Genomic DNA, 11,156 nt, shown 5'->3' on the forward strand with positions numbered 1-11,156 from the left:
TCAGCCTCGCATCGCTTTGCCTTGCGGGTCATAAGGCGACGGCGCAACCACGCGTGCCGACCGTTCCACGCCAACCACATGGACTGACAGTTCAGTACCCGGTTCAGCTTTGTCGCGGTCAATCAGGGCCATCGCCAGCGATTTGCCGGTGTAATGCCCATAGCCGCCCGAGGTCACGAAACCAACGCGTTCACCATTGGCCCAAATCGGCTCGTACCCGCTGGCATCCGCGTCAGCTGCATCGATCTCCAACGTCGCCTGTACTTGTGCCGGACCATTGCCATTGCGTTCGGCAAGCGCGGCCTCTTTGCCGACAAACTCTTTTTCCCAATCGATCCAGCGATCCATTCCGGTCATGCCAGGTGTATAGGCTTGCGTGAACTCCGCAGACCAAATCCCAAAGCTCTTTTCCAACCGGGTCGACCCCATCGCGTTGAAACCAACCTCGCGAATGCCTTCTTCGGCACCGGCCTCCAACAAGATACGGCGCAGTTTGATGTGGTCGCCATAGCGGCAGTTGATCTCGTACCCCTTTTCGCCGGTCACGGACATGCGCGCCACGCGAGCACGAACAAGGCCGATGTCGAAATCGCCGCAGCCCATGAATTTCAAGCCCGAGATATCCTGCTCTGCCAGCTTTTCGACCACAGCCTGCGATTTCGGCCCAACCACGGCAAAGCCGCAATATTCCTCGCCCAGATCACGCAGCTCGACACCCTCAATCATGTGATCGTCAAACCAGCGCTTGTGCCAGGCACGCAGATAGTAGCTGCCCATGATCCACCAGGTGCCGTCGCCCCAGTTCAAAACGGTCAAATCGCCCTTAAGCCGCCCATCCTCGCCCAGCATCGGGGCCAGTTTCGCGCGCCCCGGGGCAGGCAGTTTCGAGGCCATCACCCTATCGAGCCACACTTGAGCATTCGGACCGGTCACTTCAAACCGAGAAAAGCCCGAGATATCCATCAGGCCCACGCCTTCACGGATGGCCTTGCATTCTTCAGTCACGATGTCATGTGCATTGGACCGCTTAAGCGTTGGTGTTTCCTCGAAACCCTTTGGTGCGAAATACAGCGGCACCTCCAGATCCCAGCTGACGCCCCATTTGCAGCCAGCCTCGGTCATCGCGTCATGCGCAGGAGCCATCTTCAGCGGACGGCCTGCAGGCAGTTGTTCGTTTGGATAGGTCATCACAAAACGGCGGGAATAGAACTGACCCGTGGTCTCGCGGATATAGCGCTTGTTCTGCGCATAGTCGCCGTAGCGGGCCACATCCATTGACCAGGCATCAGCCTCGGGCTCGCCATGGATCATCCATTCGGCCAAGGTCTTACCCACGCCTCCACCTTGAAGGAAGCCCGCCATCACCGCACAGGCAGACCAATAGCCACGTTTGCCCGGCACCGGACCGACCAAAGGGTTACCGTCGGGCGAAAAGGTAAATGCGCCGTTCACCCATGTCTTGATGCCGACATTCTGAATCGAAGGATAACGTTCAAAGCCCAGCGTCAATTCGTTCTCGATCCGGTCAAGCTGTTCCTGAAACAGCTCTTCGCCATAGTTCCACGGCGCGCCGTCCATGGCCCAATGCTCGTGATCTACTTCATAAATGCCGACCAGAACGCCCTTTTGGTCCTGCCGCATATAGGTGAATCCTTCCAGGTCCACGGTCATCGGCATCTCAAAATCGGCGGCTGCGACTTCGGGCACTGTGTCAGTGATCAGATAGTGGTGCTTAAGCGGTGATACCGGTAATTCGACGCCAGCCATGCGCCCGACCTGCTTGGCCCACAGGCCCGCCGCATTGACCACATGTTCGCAAGTGATCGTGCCCTTGTCGGTCACAACCTTCCAACCTTCATCGGTTTGGATCAGTTCCTCGACTTTGGTTTCTTCGTAATACTCAGCACCGCGTTTTCGGGCCGCTGTTGCATAAGCCTGCACTGTTCCGGTTGTGTCGATATACCCTTCACGATCCGCCCACATAGCACCCAGCACGCCCTCGGAGGACATGATCGGACAACGTTTCTGGGCCTCTTGCGGGGTCAGCAACTCGCAATCGTCAATCCCGATGGACTGAAAAATTCGGTAGTTGGCCTGCAACCACTCCCACCGTTCGGGCGTTCCGGCAAGAGTCAGACCGCCGGTCATGTGCAAACCGATATTCTGACCCGATTCCTTTTCGATTTCACTGAGCAGGTCGATAGTATACGCCTGCAGTGACGCCATATTCGGGTCGGCATTCAACGCGTGGATACCGCCAGCCGCGTGCCACGAAGAGCCCGACGCAAGCCGCCGCCGTTCAAGCATCACGACATCCGACCAGCCAAACTTGGCCAGATGATACAGAACCGAGGCCCCGACGACCCCGCCCCCAATGACAACAACGCGATACTGAGATTTCATCTGAACCTCCCCAAAACAAAATCTGGGAAAACGCTAGTGGCACTGTTCATTTCTGTCTAGACATTTCTGTACAGTGTAGACCAGCAGTGATGGGCGCCTTGAAACAGTGGTCGCTAAAGCTTGGCGCTAGGGCGTGACTGGATGCTTTCAAACCACGCGACCGTCGCAGTATTGCCTTCAGGGATTCGCGTTTTAATCACTCGCGCAAAATCGACAAAAACAAAGGTCGAGATGTCAGCTAGAGTGAAGTCGTCACCCGCGATGAATCTGCTTTCGGTCAACCGCGCCTCGAGCAGATCAAAAAACTGAATCACACGGTCCTTTCCGCGCTGCGCCAGTTCCGGGATTTGGGCATAGTTGGACGGACCAGGAATAGCGCGGTCCCGAAAAGCCGGATGACTGTTGCGCAGCGTTTCGGCGATGGGCAAACCACCCTGCTGTTCGGCGATCGCATTCCACATCAGAACCAGACCTTTTTCATCGGGGGTCCGACCCATCAAAGGCGGTTCGGGAAAACGTGCCTCAAGATAAGCGGCAATACCCATGTTCTCGGTGAGAACTGTACCATCATCGGTTACCAGGACAGGCACGGTGGCGCGCGGATTGACGGCGCGGAATTTATCGCTCAGTTGCGCGCCTTCGGCGATCGAGACTTCTCGGGTCTCGATCTCAAGCCCTTTTTCCGCAATGAACATGCGGGCTCGCCTGGGGTTGGGGGCTGTTGAGCAGTCGTAGAAAATCATGCTGGTGCCCCTTTCAGATCAACGGCGGTAAATGAAACAGCGCCCTTCAACGGCACCTTCGGGCAGCGGCATTTCTGTCAGCCCGTCGAAATACATGCGATCACTGGACACCATCAGACCGCCCTGCGCCAGCAAAGGTTCAATCAGCGGCGAGACGAACCGAGCAAATTTATCGTTCTTCTCACGGTTATGCCCGCCCAAGTCTGCGTGGATAAGGCTCGCTGTTGCGCCAAACCGGTCAACGGATGCAGGCAACGTATCGCGCACATCCCCCAGAATCACCCGATCCTCGGGTGGGGTTGAGTCTGGGTGAGAAGCCACCGCGCGTTCGAACACATAAACCGGGCGGTCATCCATATGCTGCACAAGATGGTGATAGGTACGGCCATTGCCCAAACCCAACTCGAAAACCGGGCCTTTCATGCCCGCCGTATGCGCAATCGCAAAATCCAGACAGGCGCGTTGCGACACCATGCGGTCGATGAACAGATCCAGGCGGCTTTGATTCTCGGACACCAGCACATATCTCCTTGATACTATTCGGAAGCATAGATGCGCCCGATGCGGCCCTAGATGACAAATTCTCAAGACTTTGTGTAGCGATGAAGCCCAAAGTTTCACAATTCCGCGACATTTCAGCCCAAGAACGGGTTTGACTAGTCGGGCGGAACCGCGCGACACTAAGCAAAAAATCACGGGGAGTTGAATTAACCGATGTCACCTTTTGGTCAAACGGGTAGAAAACCCGCATGAACGCGTTGTTGTCCGTCAGAAACCTGAGCATTGGCTTTGGTACGGGCAATTCCGTGGTCACGGATGTGAACTTCGACGTCGAGGCCGGTCAGACACTTGCACTAGTGGGTGAATCCGGATCGGGCAAAACAATCACATGTCGGGCCGCTTTGCGCATTCTACCCCGCTCTGCACAGATCCGCAGCGGCACTATTACCCTGAACGATTCCAAAGGTACGTGCGAGCTTACATCGGTCTCGGAACGCGAGATGCGCAACATACGCGGCAACCGGGTTTCGATGATCTTTCAAGAACCTATGCGTTCACTGTCGCCCCTGCACAAGATCGGCAATCAGGTCAGCGAAGTCTTGTGGCTGCATCGTGGTCTTTCAGAAGCCGAGGCCCGCAAAGAAGTTCTGAGCCAGTTTGATCGCGTGGGTTTCCCCGACCCCCAGCGCGCTTATGACTCGTACCCGTTTGAATTGTCTGGCGGGATGCGTCAGCGCGCCATGATCGCAATGGCGATGGTATCCAAGCCCGAACTGCTGATAGCAGACGAACCAACCACTGCGCTGGATGTGACCACACAGGCGCAGGTGCTGGGGCTGATCAAGGAATTGCAGCGCGAGACCGGCATGGCGCTGATCCTTGTCACCCATGACCTGGGTGTCGTCGCCAATATGGCCGAACAGGTCGTGGTCATGCACAAGGGTCGCATCATGGAGTCGGGCCCGGCCGCGCCAATCCTGACCGCTCCGGCTCATCCTTATACGAAACAGTTGTTCGATGCCGCGCCGGAAATTCCGGACCAGGATGCCGTAGGTATTCCGATGCCGGACGAAGATCTGATCCTTCAGATGAAGGACGTGTCCAAGACCTACACCATGCGGTCCAGCAAGGGGTGGCAAGCCGACACCGCAATCTACGCCTGTCGCGGCGTCGACCTGAACCTTGCACGCGGCAAAACGCTGGCTATTGTTGGCGAAAGCGGATCGGGAAAGACGACAGCAGCCCGGATCGCATTGGGTGCCGAATTGCCCGACCCTGGTGGCGAAGTTCTGTTCCGCACTGCACCTGACGTCGACCCAATCACGGTGCACAGCATGACGCGCGCCCAGCGCACGGCGTTTCAGCGAAAGGCACAAATGGTCTTTCAGGACCCCTATAGCTCGCTCAGTCCGCGTATGCGCATTCAGGACGCGATGACCGAACCGTTGGAAATCCACAAGATCGGCACCTCAGCGGAACAGCGCGACAAAGCAGCCGAGATGCTGCAACGTGTCGGTTTGACAGAAGACATGCTGAAACGCTATCCCCACGCGTTTTCCGGCGGGCAGCGGCAGCGCCTTTCTGTGGCCCGTGCCATGATGTTGGACCCGCAACTGATTGTCTGTGACGAACCCACATCGGCTCTGGATGTCTCGGTTCAGGAACAAATCCTGACCTTGCTGGAGAACCTTCAGGACAGCCTGAACCTGTCCTATCTGTTTATCTCGCACGATCTGGCCGTTGTCGCCCGGATTGCCGACGAAGTTGCCGTTATGCGGCGCGGCCTGATTGTCGAACAGGCACCGCCCGAAACGCTTTTCTACAATCCGCGTCACCCTTACACCAAGGCGCTGATTGCCGCTCAACCCGAACCCGACATCAACCGTCCAATTGACCTGCAAATGGTTTCATTGGGCGCCGGCGCACCGGACAGTTGGGAAGAAGCCTTCCGTTTCTCGGACACCGTGATACCTTCATTGGTGGAATTGGAACCGGGCCATAAGGTACGTTGCCATGTTTAAGACCACTCGCCCCCTGATCCTGGCCGCAATGCTGGCCCTGACGGGAATGCTGCCCGCCACGGCAGAAACCTTTCCTACTCCTCAGGAAAGCGCCTTCTGGAGCGCTGAAGTAGAGGCAGGCAACCTTCCGCCGATCGAAGAACGCATTCCCAAGGAACCGCTGATCGTTGATCTGGCCGCTAAAGGCCGTGAATTTGGCACCCAAGGTGGTACGCTGCGTACGATGGTGACACGGTCGAAAGATATCCGCCAAATGGTCGTCTACGGCTATGCCCGCCTTGTTGGGTTTAACCAGGACTATGAAATTGTGCCCGATCTGCTGGCCTCGTTCGAGAACGAAGACAATCGCAAGTTTACGCTGAAACTGCGGGAAGGGCACAAATGGTCAGACGGCTCGCCCTTCACCTCGGAAGATTTCCGCTATTGGTGGGAAGAGGTTGCCAATAACGAACTGCTCAGCCCTTCGGGTCCGCTTGAGTTTCTGATCGTCGAAGGCAAATCACCAACGGTTACATTTCCTGATGAAACCACGGTGATCTTCGAATGGGAGGATCCAAACCCGGACTTCCTGCAAACGCTTGCCAATGCGCGACCGCCATTTATTTACCGTCCGTCCGCCTTCCTCAAACAGTACCACGAGAAATACGCCGATCCCGAGGAGCTGGCCTTTCTGGTTGAAGATGCAAGGGTCAAAAGCTGGGCCGCGTTGCACAACAAGCTGGACAACCTTTACAAGTTCGACAACCACGAACTGCCGACTTTGCAACCTTGGCTAAACGCAAGCTCGGGCAAGAAGATCAGGCATAACTTTGTGCGCAACCCCTACTACCACCGTATCGACAGCAACGGGGTACAGTTGCCCTATATCGACGTGGTTGAGATGGAGATTGTTGCCCCCGGCCTTGTCGCAGCCAAGACCAACGCAGGTGAAAGCGATCTGCAAGGTCGCGGGTTGGCCTTCCGGGACGCGTCGATCCTTAAAAAAGGTGAGGCCCAAGGCGGCTACAAAACACTGCTGTGGAAAACCGGCGTAGCGTCCCAGGTTGCGATCTATCCGAACCTTAACTTTGCGGATGACGTCTGGCGCGACGTGTTGCGCGACGTTCGTGTGCGACGTGCCTTGTCGCTTGGGATCGACCGCAAGACCATCAATCAGGCTCTGTATTTCAAACTGGCGCGCCCCGCAGCGATGTCAGTGCTGCCCGCTTCGCCGTTCTACAATGAAGAGAACGCCGAGGCCTGGGCGCAATACGATATTGATCAGGCCAATGCCCTGCTGGACGAAGCCGGTCTGACGCAACGCGACAAAAACGGCATCCGTTTGCTGCCTGATGGCCGCCCGATGGAGTTGATCATCGAAACCGCAGGTGAACGGCAAGAGGTCGAGAATGCCCTGCAAATCGTCACCGACAACTGGCGCGAGATCGGGGTCAAACTGGTGATGCGTCCACTGGACCGCGACATTCTGCGCAACCGGGTGTTTGCGGGCAACTCGATGGCGTCAGTTTGGTTTGGATGGGATGATGGTATCCCGCAGGCACACACTTCACCAGCTTATCTGGCACCCACTGATCAAGTGTTCCTCGCTTGGCCCAAATGGGGTCAATATTACCAGACAAAGGGTGAAGTTGGCGAAGCCCCTGACATGCCTGAAGCCGAACGTCTGATGGAACTGGCCCATGATTGGGAAATCGCCACAAGCGATGAAGAACGCACGGCAGCCTGGACAGAAATGCTGAAAATTCACGCGGACCAACTGTATGCAATTGGCATCCTGAACGGCGCGCCGCAGCCGGTGGTTGTCTCGAATCGTCTGCGCAACGTACCGGAACAGGCTATGTGGGCATGGGAACCAGGCGCGCATTTCGGCATCCATCGCCCGGATGAGTTCTTTTTCGCTGACTGAGCAGGAGCAGCAAAATGGTCATGCTGCGCTATGCGGTCTATCGGTTCTTTACGATGCTGCTGACTTTGTTGGTAGTTTCGGTCCTGATTTTCACAATCATCAACCTGCCGCCCGGTGATTACCTGAGCAACCAGATCGCCGAGCTTCAGGCCTCGGGGCAATCTGCCGGTGTCGCCAAGGCCGAGTTTCTGCGCACGGAATACGCTTTGGATCGTCCCATCTGGGAGCAATACCTGATCTGGATGGGGTTCTGGCCCGGACCGCACGGGTTTTCCGGTCTAACTCAAGGAAACTATGGCTGGTCCTTTGAATTTGACCGTCCCGTATCAGAAATTGTTGGCGATACGCTTTGGTTGACGGTGGTCGTCAATCTGGCTGCGATCCTGTTTGTCTATGCCGTGGCTTTGCCCCTTGGTGTTATCGCCGCGGCGCGGTCGCGAACGTGGATCGATTATACCTCGGCTTTTGTTGGATATTTGGGTCTGGCCACACCGAACTTCCTTTTGGCTTTGATCTTGTTCTACTATGGGCACCAGTATTTCAACCTGCCCATCGGTGGCCTTATGGACCCCAAGTTCGAAGGCGAGCCGATGAGCTGGGACAAGCTGAAATCCATCCTCATTCATTTGATCGTGCCAACCTTCGTGATCGGTACCTCTGGGGCCTCGGCCATGATGCAGCGCCTGCGGGCAAATATGCTGGATGAGCTTGGCAAGCCTTATGTCGAAACTGCGATTGCCAAAGGTATGGCCCCGTCGCGGATGCTGACCAAATACCCACTGCGTGTGGCCTTTAACCCTTTCGTGGCCGATATCGGCAACCTGCTTCCGTCAATGGTATCAGGCTCAGTTCTGGTTTCCGTCGTTCTGGGCCTGCAAACAATTGGCCCGACCCTGCTGACGGCTTTGAAAACGCAGGATCAGTTCCTGTCGGCCTTCATCCTGATGTTCGTCGCTTTGCTCACGCTGATCGGAACGATGATCTCGGATATTCTGCTGGTGATGCTGGATCCGCGCATCCGTTATGAGGGGCGCGAAGCATGACTGATCGTCCCGATAACCGCTTTGTCGATGACGCGCCATTTGATCCGCAAGCGTCTGTTCAGCAACTGGAACGCGCCGATCTGGACGCACCAAATTGGGTGCTGGTCTGGCGCAAATTCCGCACTCACAAGCTTGGCCTGATCTCTGGCATTTTCTTGCTGTTTTGTTATCTGATGTTGCCCTTTGCCGGGTTTATCGCACCCTATGGGCCGAACGAGCGAAATGGCGAACACCTCTATGCCCCGCCGCAATCTGTAAATTGGTTCCATGAGGGTGAGTTCATCGGGCCCCATGTGTATCCGATCGTCGCCGAAGCGGATCTTGAGACATTCCAGTGGAAATTTGTGCCCGACACAGACGACCCTCGTCCCATCAGGTTCTTTTGCGAAGGGTCAGAGTACCGTTTGGCCGGGTTCATACCGTCCGACACTCATCTGTTCTGCGCCCCCGAAGGCGCCACCCTGTTCCTGTGGGGATCTGACCGACTGGGGCGCGACATCTTCAGTCGTATCCTTTATGGCGCTCAGCTTTCGTTGACGGTGGGCCTGATCGGTATCTCTGTGTCGTTCTTTCTGGGCATCTTGTTCGGCTCGATGGCGGGCTATTTCGGCGGGCGCATCGACTGGACGATCAACCGAGTCATCGAAATTCTGCGCTCGTTGCCGGAACTGCCACTCTGGCTGGCGCTGTCCGCCGCCGTACCATCGAACTGGAGCCCTGTGGCGGTTTTCTTCATCATTTCGATTATCCTGGGCATACTCGACTGGCCTGGCCTTGCGCGTTCAGTTAGGGCCAAGTTCCTGTCACTGCGTGAGGAAGAATATGTGCGCGCGGCTGAAATGATGGGCGCGAGCTCGGGCCGGGTGATCCGCAAACACCTGCTACCCAACTTCATGTCGCACCTGATCGCATCAGCCACCTTGTCGATACCGGCCATGATCCTGGGGGAAACAGCGCTTAGTTTCCTTGGGTTGGGTCTGCGGGCACCTGCGGTCAGTTGGGGTGTCATGCTGAATGATGCACAGAACCTCGCCTCGATCGAGATCTACCCGTGGACGGCCATCCCGATGCTGCCGATCATCGTGGTCGTGCTGGCGTTCAACTTCCTCGGTGATGGGCTGCGCGACAGTCTGGACCCCTATCAGCAATGAGCCTTCTGGCCACCCTTCCTGCTGCGGACAGCTATCGCAGAACGGGTGAAGGAGCGCTGCCCAGCGCTTTTGCCGTTTCTGAATTGGCCACAGCCAGCTTTGCAGCGGTAGGTCACGAAATGGCCCGGTTGATGCAAGCGCTCAACCTGTTCTCCGTTAAACCTGAAATCACGGTCGATCACCGGCTGGCGTCCCTTTGGTTCGGCTATTCTTTCAAACCAGACGGTTGGGACATGCCAAGCCTGTGGGATGCGGTCGCAGGCGACTATAAAGCCTCGGACGGCTGGATCAGGTTGCACACCAACTTAACTCGCCACCGGGCGGCTGCGCTGAAGGTTCTTGGTACTCCGCCTGATCGCGATGCCGTAGCAACTGCCGTTAAGTCATTGTCCATAGCGGATCTGGAAACTGCCGTCGTGGCGGAAGGCGGCGTTGCCGCTGCCATGCGCAGTCGAGCCGAGTGGCTGGAACATCCGCAAGGCCGCGCCGTGTCACGCGATCCGCTGATCGGTTGGCAGGGGCCGCGTTATGTCAAGCTGCGCGACCGACCGGAAGCAACTGCCAAGCGTCCTTTGGCGGGATTACGCGTGCTCGATCTAACCCGCGTTCTCGCCGGTCCGGTCTCGACCCGCACGCTGGCCGGTTTCGGCGCCGAGGTTCTGCGCATCGACCCGCCTGATTGGGATGAACCGGGGGTGATCCCTGACATCTCACTGGGAAAGCACTGCGCCTATATGGACCTGAAAACAAACGATGGCATGAAGCGGCTGCAAGAGCTGCTGTCACAAGCGGATGTGTTTGTGCACGGGTATCGACCGGGCGCATTGGATGCTTTGGGCCTGACGCGCGCCAAACGTGACGAATTGGCTCCGAACCGGATCGAGGTCACTCTGGATGCCTATGGCTGGCAGGGGCCATGGTCCACCCGGCGCGGTTTTGACAGCCTTGTGCAGATGAGCGCGGGCATCGCCCATACCGGAATGGGCTGGGCGCAGGCGGACAAACCTACCCCCCTGCCGGTTCAGGCCCTTGATCACGCAACAGGGTATTTGATGGCGGCCGCTGTTCTGTCCGCCCTGTCAGAGGCCGCATCGGGCAGTTCCATCATGCACGCCCACCTGTCCCTTGCCCGCACAGCTGAACTTCTGGCTGTCCTTGGCAAGGACGATACCGAAGCAGCACCGATCAATCCGACACCCAAAGACTACAACACGGAAACCGAAGCATCTGGCTGGGGGCCCGGTCATCGGCTCAAACCTGCGCTTAAAGTCGGCGAGGCATCAATGCACTGGGATTTGCCTGCATCGAAATTGGGCACATCACAGCCCATTTGGCCCTTGAACGCCAATTGACCCAACCGCCGCGCGGAACGCGCGGCTGGGCCCAAC

At 57.1% G+C, this 11,156-nt stretch carries 8 protein-coding genes; 5 read left to right on the plus strand and 3 right to left on the minus strand.

Annotation, left to right across the window (positions count from 1 at the left end; genetic code table 11):
* The 3 genes from GOV91_RS10000 to GOV91_RS10010 all read right to left on the minus strand — a co-directional run bounded on the left by GOV91_RS10000 (nucleotide 1) and on the right by GOV91_RS10010 (nucleotide 3,662).
* On the minus strand, nucleotides 1-2,403 hold the full coding sequence (locus tag GOV91_RS10000; RefSeq protein ID WP_171235385.1) for an FAD-dependent oxidoreductase: 2,403 nt from the start codon (nucleotides 2,401-2,403) through the stop codon (nucleotides 1-3).
* Nucleotides 2,404-2,516: 113 nt separating this feature from the next.
* A complete protein-coding gene (locus GOV91_RS10005) occupies nucleotides 2,517-3,146 on the minus strand; it encodes a glutathione S-transferase family protein (RefSeq protein ID WP_171235386.1) in 630 nt (209 codons plus the stop codon).
* 18 nt (nucleotides 3,147-3,164) lie between these two features.
* Nucleotides 3,165-3,662: a class I SAM-dependent methyltransferase gene (locus GOV91_RS10010; RefSeq protein WP_348540064.1), complete on the minus strand. Its 498-nt coding sequence runs from the start codon at nucleotides 3,660-3,662 to the stop codon at nucleotides 3,165-3,167.
* A 233-nt stretch (nucleotides 3,663-3,895) separates the two neighbouring features.
* On the opposite strand from GOV91_RS10010, the gene GOV91_RS10015 reads away from it, so the two are divergent.
* From GOV91_RS10015 to GOV91_RS10035, 5 genes are read left to right on the plus strand one after another with little or no spacing between them, the layout of a single operon-like run.
* The gene (locus GOV91_RS10015) at nucleotides 3,896-5,668 is read left to right on the plus strand and encodes an ABC transporter ATP-binding protein (protein ID WP_171235387.1); all 1,773 of its coding nucleotides are present in this window, start codon (nucleotides 3,896-3,898) and stop codon (nucleotides 5,666-5,668) included.
* Nucleotides 5,661-7,574 carry an ABC transporter substrate-binding protein gene (locus GOV91_RS10020; protein WP_171235388.1) on the plus strand — a complete coding sequence of 638 codons (1,914 nt, stop codon included), beginning with the start codon at nucleotides 5,661-5,663 and terminating at the stop codon, nucleotides 7,572-7,574. Before GOV91_RS10015 ends, GOV91_RS10020 begins: the two co-directional genes overlap by 8 nt.
* Before the next feature lie 14 nt (nucleotides 7,575-7,588).
* Entirely contained in the window at nucleotides 7,589-8,617 is a 1,029-nt protein-coding gene (locus GOV91_RS10025) for an ABC transporter permease (RefSeq protein WP_171235389.1), read from the plus strand.
* Nucleotides 8,614-9,768, plus strand: a complete 1,155-nt coding sequence (locus GOV91_RS10030; protein ID WP_171235390.1) for an ABC transporter permease — start codon at nucleotides 8,614-8,616, stop codon at nucleotides 9,766-9,768. The genes GOV91_RS10025 and GOV91_RS10030 overlap by 4 nt, the downstream gene beginning before the upstream one ends.
* Nucleotides 9,765-11,120 (plus strand): CoA transferase, encoded by a 1,356-nt coding sequence (locus GOV91_RS10035; RefSeq protein WP_171235391.1) that lies wholly within the window; start codon nucleotides 9,765-9,767, stop codon nucleotides 11,118-11,120. The genes GOV91_RS10030 and GOV91_RS10035 overlap by 4 nt, the downstream gene beginning before the upstream one ends.
* Nucleotides 11,121-11,156: the final 36 nt, after the last annotated feature.

Source organism: Ruegeria sp. HKCCA6837 (assembly GCF_013034475.1).
GTDB lineage: Bacteria > Pseudomonadota > Alphaproteobacteria > Rhodobacterales > Rhodobacteraceae > Ruegeria.